This window comes from Nocardiopsis moroccensis (assembly GCF_055763695.1).
On sequence record NZ_CP199747.1, the window covers coordinates 279,765 to 293,913 of the forward strand.

The following is a 14,149-nucleotide window of genomic DNA, read 5'->3' on the forward strand; positions in this document are numbered from 1 at the left end:
GCGTCTCGACAGCCCCACCCGGCTACCGCGTTCGGGCCTCCGCGTCCGACCACCGGGTCCGGGCCTCCTCGACCTCCCGGCCGTCCCCGAACCCGGCGCCGGATCCGGGGGGCGGACGGCCGCGCTACCTCGGCGGGCCCTGTACCCGGGGGGAGACCGGACTCAGTTCCTCCTCCACGCTGCGGGCGGCGTCGCGCAGGGCGGCCAGGGTGACCTGGACGGCCGGGCGCCGCAACGAGGCCGGACGCAGGACCGCGTACACGTGCCGCTCCGGCGGAGAGGGCAGCTGCCGGTAGACCAGCCCCGCGGGGGCGCCCACCATGGCCAGCGCCGGAACCGCCGCGATCCCGATGCCCCGGGAGACCAGGCTCAGGATCGTGCCCAGCCCTTCGAACTCCCACGTGGCCGCGGGCAGCCCGCCGGCCTCGGCGAACAGCTTCTCGGTTCCGTAACGCGAACGCTCACCCTCCGGCGCCACGATCCACGACTCGCCCAGCATCTGGTCCAGGACCAGCGGCACCTCCGTGTCGGCCAGCCTGTGGTCCTCCGGAACCGCGAGCACCATGGGGTCCCGCAACAGGTGCACGTGGCGCAGGCCGCTGTCCGGCCCCCGTCCGGGGTGCTGGCCGGTCCAGTCATCGACCAGCGCGATGTCGACCTCACGGGAGCGCACCTTCTGGGTGCCGGTCGCCAGCAGTGTCTGCCGCAGCACCAGCTGCATCCCCTCATGGCTGCGCAGGGGAGGGGCCAGCAGCGGGGCGAAGGCCACCGCGGCGGTCGGGAAGGCCGTGACGGTCACCACCCCCAGGGCGATGTCCGCCTGTTCGGCGAGTACCGACTCGGTCGCCTCCACCAGGGCCAGGATCTCCTCGGACTGGTTCACCAGGAGCTGGCCGGCGTCGGTCAGCTCGGCCCCTCGCGGGGACCGGTCCAGGAGCGCCACCCCCGTCTCCCGTTCGAGGGCGGCGAGCTGTTGGGACACGGCCGAAGGCGTGTAACCGAGGGCGCTCGCGGTCGCGGCGATGGTGCCGCGGGCGCTGAACTCGCGGAGGAGCTGGAGGCGTCGAAGATCGAGCATAAGAACAGCTTATGCTCAGCATCGCAAAGACTCGCTTGTACTGATGACAGTTCCTGGGCAGGCTTGTGTTCGAAGGCCACCAGCTGGACGGAGTCACAGCTCAACCGGTGGCCGATGCCTAACGACAAGCCGGAGATGAGTCATCCATGACCGTCACTGTGTCCGCGACCCTCGCCGTGAACGAAGCTCTCAACGACAAGCGCCGCCAGGGGGTGCGCGTGCTTCCGCTCGGGTTCGGTGAGGCGGGTTTGCCGGTGCACCCGGTCATGCGGGAGCAGCTTTCGGCGAGCAACGGTGCCAACGCCTACGGGCCCGTCGCCGGTTCCGCCGCCCTGCGTGAGGCGGCCGCCGGGTACTGGGCCCGCCGCGGTCTGCCCACCGACCCCGACACGGTCATCGCGGGCCCCGGCAGCAAGCCCCTGCTGTACAGCCTTCTTCTGGAGATCGGCGGCGACACCGCCATCGCCGCGCCCAGCTGGGTGAGTTACGCCGCGCAGAGCCGACTCGTCGGCCAGCGCCCCATCATGGTGCCGACCGCCACCGGTCAGGGCGGCGTACCCCAGCCCGACCTCCTGCACGCGGCGGTCACCGACGCCCGGGAACAGGGGCGCACCGTCAACGCGGTGGTCGTCACCGTTCCGGACAACCCGACCGGGACCGTCGCCGACGCCGAGACGGTACGACGCCTGTCCGAGGTCGCCCGGGAGCTCGATCTGGTCATCATCTCCGACGAGATCTACCGCGACCTGGTCCACCCGGGGGAGGGGGAACGGGAGGGCGCCGTCGTGCACAGCCCCGCCGAGTACGCGCCCGAGCGCACGGTCATCTCGACCGGCCTGAGCAAGAACCTGGCCCTGGGCGGTTGGCGGATCGGTGTGCTGCGCCTGCCCGACTCCGAGATCGGCCGTCGCCTGCGCGGCGGATTGCTCGGCGTGGCCAGCGAGATCTGGTCGAGCCCGGCGGCGCCGGTCCAGCAGGCGGCCGCCCACGCCTTCGCCGAGCCCGCCGAGCTCCGGGATCACATCGACCGCAGCCGCCGCCTGCACGGCATCGTGGCTCGCGCCGTCGCCGATGTCTTCACCAGGGCCGGAGCAGCGGTCGCCGCTCCGAGCGCGGCCTTCTACCTCTACCCGGACTTCGAGCCGGTCCGCGAACGGCTGGCCGCGCTGCACGGCGTGGCCACCGGACCAGAACTGACCGGGCTCCTCCTGGAGCGGTACGGCATGGGCGTCCTGCCCGCCGTCGAGTTCGGTGAGAGCTCTGCCGCCCTGCGCATGCGGGTGGCCACCAGCCTCCTGTACGGGGACTCCGAGGACCGGCGCTACGCGGCCCTGGCCGCCGGGGACCCGCTGGCCCTGCCGTGGATCCGCGCCCACCTGGACCGGTTGGCGGAGGTCCTGGGGTCGCTGCTGTCCGAAGTTCCCAACACGGTCATCCCGGCCCCGCAGGCGGTCGCCCAGCCGGTGCACTGACCCGGCGACCGCCCCGAAGCCGTGTCCGCCACGTGAAGGGGGCGAGGCGGGCACAGACGACGGGACCCTCCCTATCTCTCCCAGGGAGGGTCCCGTTACCTTTTCCGGTGCGTTCCCGGTCGGTGCTTCTGCGACTTCGTGTTCCGCACGGGACCGAGCCCGGCACGGGTCCGAACCCGGCCCGAACCCGATCTGTGCCCGGGCCTGCCCGGGTCAGGGCGTGTGCGCCTCGTGTGCCCGTCGGGCGGCCAGCTCGTGGCTGGGCGCGATCACCGCCCGGTAGTGGCCCACCAGCTCCGTGTTGACCGACGCCCAGGTCCGGTGCGCCACCGACGGCCGGGCTCCGGCAGCCATCCGCGCCCGTACCTGGCGGTTGTGCACCAGTCGGCCCACCGCCACCCGCAGCTCCCGGACCGAGTCCGGCGCGTACAGCAACCCGTTGCGCTCGGGTAGGACCAGGTCCAGCGGGCCGCCTGCCGCTGGGGCCACCACCGGCACACCGGAGGCCAGCGCCTCCTGGACGGTCTGGCAGAAGGTCTCGTCCGCTCCCGTGTGCACGAACACGTCCATGGCCGCGTACAACCGCGACAGATCCCGACCGGTGCGCTGGCCGGTGAAAACGGCGTCGGGCAGCAGGCGGCGCAGCCGGGCCCGTTCGGGGCCGTCGCCGACCACCACCAGACGGACGCCGCGGAGCCTGGCCAGGTGGGCCAGCAGGTCCACGCGTTTGTCCCGGGACAGGCGGCCGACGTACCCCACGATCGCCTCCCCGTTCGGCGCCAGGCGTCGGCGCAGCTCCTCGGAGCGGTGGTCGGGGGAGAACCGCACGGTGTCCACACCGCGCCGCCACAGGTTCAGCCGGGGGAACCCCCGGGCCGAGAGGGCCTCCATCGTGGCGGAGGAGGGGACCAGGGTGCGGTCCACAGCGGAGTGCGTCCGGCGCAGCAGGGACCACAGGGCATCGGAGCCGGGCAGGCCGTAACGTCCGGCGAACCCGGGCAGGTCGGTCTGGAAGGCCGCCACGGTCGGCAGCGCCCACCTTCGGGCCACGTCCACGGCGGTCGCGCCGAACAGTGCGGGGGAGGCCAGGTGGAGTACGTCGGGTGCGAAGGCCCGAATCGCGGCGGTCATCGTCCTACGGGAGGGCAGGCCGACCGGAAAGTCACGGTAGACGGGCAGGGGGAGGGCGGGCATCCGCAGGACGGGGAAGCCCGCGTACGAGGCGGGCCCGTGTCCGGGGGCCAGCACGAGGGCCTGGTGCCCTTCGGCGGCGAGGTGTTCGGCGATCCGGCACACGGAGTTGGTGACTCCGTTGACCTGTGGCAGGAAGGACTCGGCCACGATCGCCACGCGTAGCGGCGGACGGTGGACGGTGGGCAGGGGTGTGGGGGACATGCGGGGGCTCCCAACGCCGAGGTGTCGCTTCTTTCGACGCTAGGGTCGGAGGGTGAACCGGGACCGCCGGGCGGGAGAACCGTGTCCGAAGGCCCGACACGGGTTGGTGGATCAGCTGGTGACGCCGTCCGCACGGTCAACTGACCAGCTGGTGACCCGGAACTCGCTATGATCACCAAAAGTAACAAGATGAGTGCACTAAGGAGTCGCGCGGTGACCCTCGTGGAATGGTCCGAGCTGGTCCGAGCTGAGCTGGACCTCACCGGGACCGACCCCCTCCGGAAGACCGACGTCGACCGCGTTCTCGACCTCGCGCGCGACGCAGCCCACTCCGTGGCCCGGCCCGCGGCACCGCTCACGACCTACCTGCTCGGGGTGGCCGTGGGCCAGGGGGCGGACCCGGAGGCCGCTGCCGCCGCGCTCAGCAGGCTCGCACTCGCCCAGGGCGAGGAGCAGGGCGAAGAACGGGAGAACTGACCGAACCAGGGCACACCGAAACAGGCGCTGGGGCGACGCAACGCGCATGTGGACCACACGTGATTCGTTCGTTACGCGTCGGTGCCATTCTTTGCCGATATCGCTGCAGCGCACACCGGTGCCAGCGCGATCCCGAGGGCGCTGGTCCCCCGTTCCACCTCTGGCTTCCTCGGCCCCACACACTCACCGAAAGGGAGATCCCCCGTGGACCAACTCCTTGAGATGGCTGACATCGTCAGCGGCATCATCTGGGGACCCTTCGTCCTCATTCCGCTGCTGCTGGGTGTCGGTGTCTACCTCACCATCCGTCTGCGCCTCCTCCAGCTGTTCAAGCTGCCACACGCGCTCTGGCTGGCCCTGGTCCGGCGCAAGGAGGACGCCTCCGTCGAGGGCGACATCTCGCACTACCAGGCGCTGAGCACCGCTCTCGCCGCCACCGTCGGTGTCGGCAACATCGCCGGCGCGGCTCTGGCCATCGGCATCGGCGGCCCGGGCGCGCTGTTCTGGATGTGGATCATCGGCATCTTCGGGATGGCCACCAAGTACAGCGAAGCCCTCCTGGGGGTGAAGTTCCGCCGCACCGACGCCAAGGGCGAACAGAGCGGTGGACCGATGTACTACCTGAAGCACGGCATCAAGGGCGGTCTGGGGACCTTCCTCGGCGTCGCCTTCGCGGTCTTCGGCGCCATCGCCGCCTTCGGTATCGGCAACGGTACCCAGGCCAACACCGTCGCCCAGCAGGTGAACAGCGTCACCGGCGTGGAGCCGTGGATCATCGGCCTGGTCCTGATGCTGCTCGCCGGAGCCGTCATCCTCGGCGGGATCAAGAGCATCGGGCGGGTCACCTCCGCACTGGTGCCGGTCATGATCGTCGGCTACGTCGGCATCTGCCTCCTCGTGCTCATCGTCAACTGGGCCGCGATCCTGCCCGCGCTGCAGCTGGTCGTCGTCAGCGCCTTCACCGGGACCTCCGCCACCGGCGGTTTCGTCGGGGCCGGTGTCATGCTCGCCATCCAGATGGGCTTCGCCCGCGGCATCTTCTCCAACGAGTCCGGCCTGGGCACCGGCGGCATCGCGGCCGCCGCGGCCAAGACCACCCAGCCGGTCCGCCAGGCCATGGTCTCCATGACCCAGACCTTCATCGACACCATCATCGTGGTCAGCATGACCTGCCTGGTCATCATCACCACCGGTGTGTGGGAGGTGGAGAACCCCGAGGACGGTTCCCTGCTCACCTCGCAGGCGCTGACCGAGGGCCTGGGGACCATCAGCCCGGCGTTCGGTTCCGCCGGTGCCTACGTCGTGGCGCTCGCGGTGGCGGTGTTCGCCTTCAGCACCCTGCTCGGCTGGGCCTACTACGGAGAGCGCTGCGTGGAGTTCCTGGGCGGCCGCGGGCTCGTCCTGCCCTACCGTCTGGTGTTCATCGTGATCATCTTCGTCGGGGCGGTGGCCAGCCTCGACTCGGTCTGGCTGTTCAGCGACATCGCCAACGGCCTGATGGCCCTGCCCAACCTGGTCGGCCTGCTGCTCCTGTCGCCGGTCATCGTCGCGGAGACCAAGAAGTTCTTCGGACACCCCGACTGGCGTAACCCGGACGCCGTCATGGACGACGTGCGCGGCTAGGGGCGTTCGCGCGCTCGGAGAAGCGCACCCGTTCCCGCGCACTCGGCGGGCTGACAGGAGGGGGACCGGCCGCTGCGGCCGGTCCCCCTTCGTCTCTCCCCGGCAAGGGGGCTGTGCTTCCTGGTACCAGGGGCGATTCAGGGACGGTTGTCCTGCCACCACCGGGGACGGCTGTGCCTGCTACCACCAGAGGTGGCTGTGCTTGCTACCACCAGAGGTGGCAGTGTCTGCTACCACCAAAGGTGGAAATGGTGCACGGGGCCCTGGCCGCCGCCGGCGTCGATCTCCCCGGCACGGACCAGGGCCCGGGTCAGGTACTCCTTGGCGTCGGCCACGGCGGTCACCGTGTCCGGGCGCTGCGGGAGGAGGGCGGCGATCGAGGACGACAGGGTGCAGCCGGTGCCGTGGGTGTTGCGGGTGTCCACCCGCCCGGCGCGGAACTCCACCGGCTCCGTCACCCCGTCGACCAGCAGGTCCACGCTCTCCTCCCCCGGAAGGTGCCCGCCCTTGATCAGGACGTGGCGCGGGCCCAGCTCCAGCAGGCGCTCGGCCTGGTCGCGCATCTGCTTGAGGTCGGTGGCCTCGGCTTCGCCGAGCAGGTCGGCGGCCTCAGGCAGGTTCGGGGTGATCAGGTCGGCGCGTGGCAGCAGTTCGCTGCGCAGCGCCTCGATCGCCGAGCTCTCCAACAGCCGGTCACCGCTCTTGGCCACCATCACCGGATCCACCACCACGTTCGGCAGGTCGTACCGGTCCACGGCCGCCGCGACCGCCTCGGTGACTTCGGAGGTCGACAGCATCCCCACCTTGACCGCGTGCACGGTCGCGTCGGAGAACAGGGTGTCCATCTGGTCGGTGACGAACGACGCGGGGACACCGTGCACCCCGGTGACCCCGCGTGTGGACTGGGCGGTCAACGCCGTCACCACGGTCATCCCGTAGACCCCGTGGGCGGAGAACGACTTCAGGTCGGCCTGGATGCCGGCGCCCCCGCTGGGGTCGCTTCCGGCGATGGACACGACGTTGTACGCGCTCATGGGCGTTCCTTCGCTAGTACTAACTAGGGCAGGTTCGACGGGTGTGCTCTCAGCCGGCAGGTCTGTCTCCGGCACCCCGCGCCGCCGGGGCCTCGCGGCCCCGGCATCCGTATGTGTTTGTGGTGGTTCCGACTCTAACCGAGGTCCCGGGAGGCGTTGACGCGCCTCGGCCCCGGACCGGCGGCTCCGGTCAGTGGACGGTGACGTCCGGTCGGCGCTGGGTGGCCTCCAACCGCTCCCGCTTGCGGCGTTCCCAGACGATGGCCCCGACGATGACGGCGAAGCCGAGCACCATGAGGGTGACGGTCACCGGGATTTCGGTGGCGGGGAGGATCTCCCGCTCCTCGTTCTGCCAGGGCCACAGGGCGCGCAGGGAACCCGCCATCAAACCGGTCAGGACCACCAGGGTCATGTGGTGGAAGTTCTCCAGTAGGTACTGGAGGACCTTCACGAAGACCGCCAGACCCGTGATCATGCCGAGGGCGAAGGTGCCCAGGTAGACGAAGTCGAGGTTCCCCACCGCGTCCTTGGTCGGCCCGTACAGGCCGACGGTCAGCAGGATGAAGGAACCGGACAGGCCCGGCAGGACCAGCGCGCAGATCGCGACCGAGGCGACGAGGAAGACCACCACCGGGTGTGTGGGCAGGTTGGCGCCCGGAAGGCCGGTCAGGAAGAAGGTGAGGGCGGCGAAGGCCAGGGCGATCAGGTAATGGCCCGCCCGCCAGCTGCGGCCGGCGCCGGTGTAGGGGATCCACAGGCAGGCCAGCACGAGCCCGAAGAAGATGGCGTAGGCGTACTGGGTGTACTCCTCGACCAGCGGGGCGATGAGTAGCAGCGCCAGGACCAGGGCCACCGCCATCCCGATCAGCGCGGGAACCAGGACGGACCATTCCACCTGGCGGAACTGCGCCCTGGCCCGGTCCTTGCCGCGACCGCGCGGGACGTCGGTGAGGTAGCGCTTGATCCCGCTGACCATGTGGCCGGCGCCGCCGATCAGCTGGTCGTAGAGGCCGACGATCAGGGCGACCGTGCCGCCGCTGATACCGGGCAGCGCCTCTGAGGTGCCCACGGCCCCGCCGCGCACCGCGTTGAAGATGTAGGAGCCTACTGACTTGGCCATGTTGTCGGGCGCGTGCCCGGGGACTCCCGGGAGGGGCGCCGTCCTCCGTCCTGATGGGGCCGCCGGTCCCGTTTCCACGGTAGACCGGCGGGGGTCAAAGGGGTGCTGGTCCGCGCGGACCCGTCTGGTAACCGCTTCTGGGCCCGATGTCCGGATCCGCGCCGAGTTTTGACGGCCCGGGCCGCGTGATGGGGGAGGGGAGCCGTCGGGCCCAGGGCCGGGCAGCGCCAAGTCTAGCGGTGACCGGAGGAGGAACAGGCGCTCGTCCACCCAGAAAAGCGAGGTTTCGGCTGGGGTTGTATGCGTCGCCTCCGAGGCCGAAAAGCGGAGCCCGTCAGGGAAGGAGGAGACGGGGCTTCGCCGGCAGAGGCACCGGAACACGGGGTGAGGGCATCGGCGCCCGGAGCGGGCGCCGTGGGATCACAGGGTGAGCGCCGCGGTCCCCTCGCCTGCCACCGACGCGGCCCACCGGTAGTCCTGCTTGCCCACGGCGGTGCGCCGCACCCGGTCCACGAAGTGCACGGTCCGGGGCACCTTGAACCCGGCCAGCCGGACCCGGCAGTGCGCACGCAGCGCGTCCTCGTGCAGGGAGGCCCCGGGGGCCAGCGACACCAGCGCCGTCACCCGCTGGCCGAGCGTCTCGTCCGGTGCGGGCACCACGATCACGTCGTCCACCGACGGGTGTGCCTTCAGCACGGCCTCCACCTCCTCGGGGTAGACCTTCTCCCCCGCGGTGTTGATGACGACGCTGCCCCGCCCCAGCAGCACGATCGAACCGTCCGCGGCCCGGGTGCCGTAGTCGCCCGACAGAGCCCAGCGCCGCCCCTGCCCGTCCGTGGGGAAGGTGCGGGCGGTGGCGATCGGATCGTTGTAGTAGCCCAGCGGGATCCGGCCGGTTCGCGCGATGCGGCCGACCTCGGCCGAACCCGGGGCCAGCGGGCGCAGCGACCCGTCGAGCACCGCGATGCTGCCGCCCATGGTGAAACTGCGCCGGTCCGGAGAGGTGACGGTCTCCTCCGCGTCGGGGGCGGTCGCCGAACCGCACACGCCCGTCTCCGATCCCCCGTAGGCGTCGGCCAGGGCGACGTCCTCGCGCCACGCCCGCCACAGCCCGCGCACAGCAGGCGTCAGCGGAGTGCCGCCGGAACGCACCGAGGTGAGGTCGGGGCACAGGGAGGGTTCGGTCAGCAGGTGCCTGGCCAGCGGACGGGCCATCGCGTCACCCACCAGCTGCACGGTGTGCACACCCTCCCGGTGGGCCAGCTCCAGCACCCGGTCCGGGCAGAAGCTGCGGTCCGTGGACAGCACCACGCGCTTGCCGCACAGCAGCATGCTCAACGCGTTCCACTGGCCGGCCGCGTGCATCAGCGGGCCCAGCACCAGCATCCGCTGCGGGAAGCAGCGGGCGGCGCGGTCGGCCACGTCCTTCGGGGTCCGGGCACGCGGGGTGCCCGGGGAGCGCCGCTCCACGGCGGCACGGAAGATGTCCGCCTGGCGCCACAGCACCCCCTTGGGGTAGCCGGTGGTGCCGCCGGTGTAGAGCAGGTAGTGGTCCTCGCCGCTGGTCGCCGGGAGTGGCGCTGCGCCCGGACCGCCGGCGCCGTCGGTGTCGCCGGAGCCGCCCACGATGCCGGTGCTGTCGGTGTCGCCCGTGCTCTGGCCGGCGGAGCTCTCCTGGGCGGCGAGCGCCTCCTCGTAGTCCACGCCCGCCAACGACGCGTCACGCACCGAGCCGTCTTCCAACAGCAGCACGTGCCGGAGTCGGGGGAGGTCGGGCAGGATCGCCGTCACCGTCGCGGCCAGGGAGTCCTCGGCGATCAGGGCGACCGCGTGCGAGTCCGAGAGCACGTGCCGCAGCTCGCCCGCCACGTACCGGTAGTTCACGTTCACCGGAACCGCGCCCGCGCGCAGCACGCCCAGGAACGACTCGACCCACTCCGCCCGGTTGAAGGACAGGATCGCCACGTTCTCGCCGGGGCGTACCCCGGCCGCGACCAGGTGCCGCGCCAGGCGTGTGGAACGCTCGTCCAGGGCTCGGTAGGTAAGCCGCCGGGGCCCGGCGACCAGGGCGATCCGGTCCGGAACGGCGTCGGCCACCGCGGCCATGAGGCCGGAGAGGGAGAAGGGGCTGTCCGGGGACGCGTGATGGGGCACGTCTGGTGACCTCCCTGACGATCGCGGGCGGCCGTCCCCGGTGAGGACACTCGAGGCGGCTGTGACTGGTAGGAGCGAACGTACCCCTCGGCGGACGGCCCGATCGCGGTGGGGGCTGTGGACCGCGTCACCTGCGTAACCGTCCCCCGTCACCCTTTCCGAAGGCAGGGCCGGGCAGCCCCCGCTCAGGGCGGGTGCGGGCTCACGAGGCGCGCAGGTTTCGGGCCCGGCCGTAGAACGGTGAGATGCGCCACCCCTTGTGTGCTCACCGGATCATCTGCTCAACTCTTGGGGATCCCGCCGCCGGGGCTCTACCGGGCTCCACGGTGGGTATCTACTGTCTGACATCGGTCAATGGTGATCGGAGCGGCTAGATGACCACCCAGAACCTGGGACAGCAGGACTCCGTCGGAAACTCCGGCGGACAGGGACTCTCCAGCGCGGACCACATCGAACTCGCCCAGGCGAGGTCCGCACACAACTACTCACCCCTGCCCGTCGTGATCGCCGAAGGCCGTGGCGCCTGGGTGACCGACGTGGAGGGAAAGCGGTACCTCGACTGCCTGGCCGGGTACTCGGCCATGAACTTCGGCCACCACAACCCCGACCTTTTGGCGACCGCGCACGCCCAGCTCGACCGGGTGACACTGACCAGCCGGGCCTTCTACAACGACCGGTTCGGCCCCTGGGTGAGCGCCCTCGCCGACATGGTCGACAAGCAGAAGGTCCTGCCGATGAACACCGGCGCCGAGGCGGTGGAGACCGGCATCAAGGTGGCCCGAAAGTGGGGCTACGAGGTCAAGGGCGTTCCGGAGAACCAGGCGACCATCGTCGTGGCGGGCGCCAACTTCCACGGGCGCACCACCACGATCATCTCCTTCTCCTCGGACCCCGAGGCGAAGACCGGCTTCGGTCCCTACACTCCGGGGTTCCGCTCGGTGGCCTACGGGGACGCGAAGGCCATCGAGGAGGCCGTCGACCACACCACGGTGGCGGTGCTCATCGAACCGGTCCAGGGCGAGGCCGGCGTGATCGTGCCGCCCGAGGACTACCTGCCCCGGGTCCGGGAGATCTGCGACGACAACCAGGTGCTGTTCATCGCCGACGAGGTGCAGTCGGGCCTGGGCCGCACGGGCACCATCCGGGCCTGTGAGCACACAGGTGTCGTTCCGGACGCCTACCTGTTCGGCAAGGCGCTGGGCGGCGGCATCCTTCCGGTGTCGGCGATGGTGGCCGACGAGGACGTCCTCGGTGTCATCCAGCCCGGCCAGCACGGCAGTACCTTCGGCGGCAACCCGCTCGCCGGGGCGGTGGGCAGCACGGTCGTCCGGATGCTGACCGAGGGCCCCTACCTGGAGAACGCCCGGAAACTGGGTGAGGTGCTCCGCCGCAGGTTGGACGGGTTCGTCGGTGACGGAGTGGTGTCGGCACGCAGTATCGGCCTGTGGGCCGGTGTGGACGTCGACCCCGAACTGGCCTCGGGCAAGGAGTTGTGCAGGCGCCTCGCCGAGCACGGGGTGCTGGTCAAGGACACCCACGGTTCGACCGTGCGGATGTCCCCGCCGCTGGTCGTCAGCGAGGAGGACCTCAACTGGGGGCTGGACCGCTTCGCCGAGGTCATCGCCGAACTGAAGGCCGAGAAGCGGTAGCGCGTACCACCGTACGAAGGGAACGTACGGGACGCAGGGGATAGCTGAGACTGCGGGGCCCGCCCGGATCCGATCCGGGCGGGCCCCGTGCCGACCCCGCGTGTCACCTCCGCCAGAAGAGGTGGTGCGCCACACCGCTCGGGCTGGGCACGACCTCCAGGTGGAAGCGGTCGAGCAGTTCGTCGGGTGACTCCCAGAGCCGCAGCCCGGATCCGAGCTTCACCGGTGAGACCGCCACGTGCAGGGTGTCGACGAGGTCGGCGTCGAGGAACTGCCGGATGGTGGTGACCCCGCCGCCGAGCCGGACGTCCTTGCCCCGCGCCGCATCCCGTGCCTGCTCGAGGACGGCGGCCGGGTCGCCGCCGACGAAGTGGAACGTGGTGTCGGAGAGCGTGAACGACGGGCGATCGTGGTGGGTCATGACGAAGACCGGCGTGTGGAACGGGGGCTCGTCACCCCACCAGCCGAGCCACTCGTGGTCCTTCCAGGGGCCGCGCTGGGGGCCGAACTTGTTGCGGCCCATGATCTCGGCACCGACGTTGTGTGTGAAGTCCCGTGTGAAGTAGTCGTCGAGGCCCCGGCTGCCTCCCGGGTCGGTGCGGCCCGGCCAGCTCGCCGTGGCCCCCGCCCAGGAGAACAACCTCCCCGGATCGACATGGCCGAACGGTCTTTCGCGGCTCTGCGCCTCGCCGGCGCCGATCCCGTCGCTGGAGACGGTGAAGTTCTGGACCCTCAGCATCTGAGTCACGTGTTCCTCCTGTGCATTGGGCGATGGCATGTAGGTATGACTCGCCGGGGCCGGAGAACTCATCGCCGCAGCAGGGCGTGTGTCCTAGGAGTCGGAGTCGGCAGCGCCCTCGGTGGCTTCGGTGTCCTCCTCGGGTTCGCCGTTGGCGGGGTCCAGCGGTCCACCGAGTTCGCTGCTGAGCACCTCGGAGCTGGCGCCCTCCAGGGTTTCCCGGGACGTGTACAGCACCCTCTCGGGACCCTCCTCGATCTGGAGCCGCACGCGTTCGGCCACGGAGCGCTGCCCCTCGGCGGTCGGGTGGAAGCTCGCCCGGTCCACACGCAGCCCCTCGCCCAGCTGTCCGAGGACGATCCCGTTCAGCCAGGCTTCCTCCTCGCTGACCTCGTAGCCGGTGAGCGCGGTGAAGACGTTGACGAACTCCACGCTGCCGACCTGGCGGGAACCGTACACGTCGCCGTCCACCCGGTAGACGGTGTCCCTGATCCGGTCGTTGAACCGCTCGGCGACCGAGTTCAACCACAGCTGGTCGCTCACCGAGAGCGTGTAGTACATCCCGGGCGGCTCCTCGGGGAACAGCCGCGGGTAGCCGAGAACGAGCACGCGGGCGTCCGGGGCACGGTCGCGGATCTCCGTGAGCACCTCGGTGAGGGTCTCGTCGAAGGACTCCATCTTCTCGGTGATCTCGTCCTCCTGGTCCGTGCAGCCGGTCCGCTCCAGGAGCGGCATCCGCACGATGCAGGTACGCAGGACGGGGATGAAACCGAGATCGTTGCCGCCGATGCCGACGGTCACCAGGGAGGTGTGTTCGGTGACGCGCTCGATCTGGGACTCGGGGGTGCCGATCTGGCTGAGCATGTCCGAACCCTTGTGGCTGCTGCAGGCATAGAAGCCCAGGTCGCCCTCGAAGGAGAACTCGCGCTCGACGACCTTGGGGTAGGCGTGCTCCGAACGCCAGCACTCGCCCGGCTCCGCGGTGCCCTCCTCGTACTCCCCGGCGCCGTCACCCGAGGAGTAGGAGTCGCCCAGGGCCACGTAGTTACCCCACAGGGCGGCCTCCTCCGGCTCCATCCGGACCCGCCAGTCCTCTTCCTCGTCCTCGGCGATCGGAGGCAGCGGCTCACCGGGGCACACCCCGCCGGTGACGTCGCACCACAGGTCGACCAGACCGTTGCGGGTGGCGGGCACGGCCAGGACGGCCACCATGGTCAGGACGAGAACCGAGGCGACGGCCAGGGTGATCCTGGCCCGACGGCGCCGCCTGGGAGAACCCTTGCCCGTCGCCTCGGCTCCACCTCCGCCGCCCACGGGGGTGTCGTCCGGGATCTCCTCGGGCTCGTGGGGCTCCTGAGGGTCCTGGGGGTCACCATCACGCGCTGACACGGTCTCCTACCGCCTCCCG

At 70.7% G+C, this 14,149-nt stretch carries 11 protein-coding genes and 1 riboswitch; of the genes, 4 read left to right on the forward strand and 7 right to left on the reverse strand.

The features are described 5' to 3' along the window. Nucleotides 1-124 precede the first annotated feature (124 nt). Complete coding sequence (locus ACUKCB_RS01135) at nt 125-1,078, reverse strand: LysR family transcriptional regulator (RefSeq protein WP_473038593.1); 954 nt, start codon at nt 1,076-1,078, stop codon at nt 125-127. Nucleotides 1,079-1,224: 146 nt separating this feature from the next. Between ACUKCB_RS01135 and ACUKCB_RS01140 the strand changes: the two genes are divergently transcribed. Further along, nucleotides 1,225-2,550 (forward strand): pyridoxal phosphate-dependent aminotransferase, encoded by a 1,326-nt coding sequence (locus ACUKCB_RS01140; protein WP_473038594.1) that lies wholly within the window; start codon nt 1,225-1,227, stop codon nt 2,548-2,550. 213 nt (nt 2,551-2,763) lie between these two features. On the opposite strand, the gene ACUKCB_RS01145 is transcribed toward ACUKCB_RS01140, so the two are convergent. Further along, nucleotides 2,764-3,945, reverse strand: coding sequence for a glycosyltransferase family 4 protein (locus ACUKCB_RS01145; protein ID WP_473038595.1), 1,182 nt, complete (start codon nt 3,943-3,945; stop codon nt 2,764-2,766). A gap of 213 nt (nt 3,946-4,158) precedes the next feature. On the opposite strand from ACUKCB_RS01145, the gene ACUKCB_RS01150 reads away from it, so the two are divergent. Together ACUKCB_RS01150 and ACUKCB_RS01155 are read left to right on the forward strand one after the other, a co-directional pair. Beyond that, nucleotides 4,159-4,422 (forward strand): DUF6457 domain-containing protein, encoded by a 264-nt coding sequence (locus ACUKCB_RS01150; protein ID WP_473038596.1) that lies wholly within the window; start codon nt 4,159-4,161, stop codon nt 4,420-4,422. Nucleotides 4,423-4,626: 204 nt separating this feature from the next. Further along, nucleotides 4,627-6,045, forward strand: a complete 1,419-nt coding sequence (locus ACUKCB_RS01155; RefSeq protein WP_473038597.1) for an alanine/glycine:cation symporter family protein — start codon at nt 4,627-4,629, stop codon at nt 6,043-6,045. 230 nt (nt 6,046-6,275) lie between these two features. On the opposite strand, the gene thiD is transcribed toward ACUKCB_RS01155, so the two are convergent. From thiD to ACUKCB_RS01170, 3 genes are all read right to left on the reverse strand, one after another. Next, the gene (thiD, locus tag ACUKCB_RS01160; RefSeq protein ID WP_473038598.1) at nt 6,276-7,079 is read right to left on the reverse strand and encodes a bifunctional hydroxymethylpyrimidine kinase/phosphomethylpyrimidine kinase; all 804 of its coding nucleotides are present in this window, start codon (nt 7,077-7,079) and stop codon (nt 6,276-6,278) included. Then, a riboswitch (TPP riboswitch) is annotated at nt 7,068-7,168 on the reverse strand. (Overlaps the previous gene by 12 nt.) A gap of 101 nt (nt 7,169-7,269) precedes the next feature. Next, nucleotides 7,270-8,199 carry a DUF368 domain-containing protein gene (locus ACUKCB_RS01165; protein WP_473038599.1) on the reverse strand — a complete coding sequence of 310 codons (930 nt, stop codon included), beginning with the start codon at nt 8,197-8,199 and terminating at the stop codon, nt 7,270-7,272. Nucleotides 8,200-8,619: 420 nt separating this feature from the next. Continuing rightward, nucleotides 8,620-10,353, reverse strand: a complete 1,734-nt coding sequence (locus ACUKCB_RS01170) for an acyl-CoA synthetase (protein ID WP_473038600.1) — start codon at nt 10,351-10,353, stop codon at nt 8,620-8,622. A 374-nt stretch (nt 10,354-10,727) separates the two neighbouring features. On the opposite strand from ACUKCB_RS01170, the gene rocD reads away from it, so the two are divergent. After that, nucleotides 10,728-12,002 (forward strand): ornithine--oxo-acid transaminase, encoded by a 1,275-nt coding sequence (gene rocD, locus ACUKCB_RS01175; protein WP_473038601.1) that lies wholly within the window; start codon nt 10,728-10,730, stop codon nt 12,000-12,002. Nucleotides 12,003-12,105: 103 nt separating this feature from the next. On the opposite strand, the gene ACUKCB_RS01180 is transcribed toward rocD, so the two are convergent. Then, the gene (locus ACUKCB_RS01180) at nt 12,106-12,750 is read right to left on the reverse strand and encodes a dihydrofolate reductase family protein (protein WP_473038602.1); all 645 of its coding nucleotides are present in this window, start codon (nt 12,748-12,750) and stop codon (nt 12,106-12,108) included. An 84-nt stretch (nt 12,751-12,834) separates the two neighbouring features. Beyond that, the gene (locus tag ACUKCB_RS01185) at nt 12,835-14,130 is read right to left on the reverse strand and encodes an SGNH/GDSL hydrolase family protein (RefSeq protein WP_473038603.1); all 1,296 of its coding nucleotides are present in this window, start codon (nt 14,128-14,130) and stop codon (nt 12,835-12,837) included. Nucleotides 14,131-14,149 lie beyond the last annotated feature (19 nt).

What these genes read in the sequence shown, in the direction of transcription:
- ACUKCB_RS01135 (WP_473038593.1), bottom strand. Translation starts at nt 1,078, where the DNA reads ATGCTCGATCTTCGACGCCTCCAGCTCCTCCGCGAGTTCAGCGCCCGC.
- ACUKCB_RS01140 (WP_473038594.1), top strand. Translation starts at nt 1,225, where the DNA reads ATGACCGTCACTGTGTCCGCGACCCTCGCCGTGAACGAAGCTCTCAAC.
- ACUKCB_RS01145 (WP_473038595.1), bottom strand. Translation starts at nt 3,945, where the DNA reads ATGTCCCCCACACCCCTGCCCACCGTCCACCGTCCGCCGCTACGCGTG.
- thiD (WP_473038598.1), bottom strand. Translation starts at nt 7,079, where the DNA reads ATGAGCGCGTACAACGTCGTGTCCATCGCCGGAAGCGACCCCAGCGGG.
- ACUKCB_RS01165 (WP_473038599.1), bottom strand. Translation starts at nt 8,199, where the DNA reads ATGGCCAAGTCAGTAGGCTCCTACATCTTCAACGCGGTGCGCGGCGGG.
- rocD (WP_473038601.1), top strand. Translation starts at nt 10,728, where the DNA reads ATGACCACCCAGAACCTGGGACAGCAGGACTCCGTCGGAAACTCCGGC.